This is a genomic window from Halorubrum sp. SP3, assembly GCF_005435195.1.
Lineage (GTDB): Archaea > Halobacteriota > Halobacteria > Halobacteriales > Haloferacaceae > Halorubrum > Halorubrum sodomense.
In genome coordinates this window covers 1-226 of record NZ_SGTU01000737.1, presented here as the reverse complement: position 1 = coordinate 226, position 226 = coordinate 1, and the positions used below count along the sequence as shown (strand labels likewise).

Sequence of the window (226 nt, the reverse complement as noted above, 5' to 3'; positions counted from 1 at the left end):
GTTCAACAGCAGAAAGACCCGAACCCAGGCACGGAACAACCCGTCGTCCTCCGGAACGACGTATTCGACGTGTCCCACGACGCGGATACCGTTCTCTCGTCGTGGTGGGTGAAGGTTCCTGTCTACGACCCCGAGCGCGGACGGGGCAACTCCATCTGGTGTCCAGCACACGTTCCACACAAGGACGAACGACTCGTCCGCGAGGCAGAGATTCGAGACAGCGAAC

General features: G+C 60.6%; 1 pseudogene. It reads left to right on the top strand.

The features are described 5' to 3' along the window. Nucleotides 1–226, top strand: a pseudogene (locus EXE42_RS20030) (RNA-guided endonuclease TnpB family protein); the annotation flags it as partial.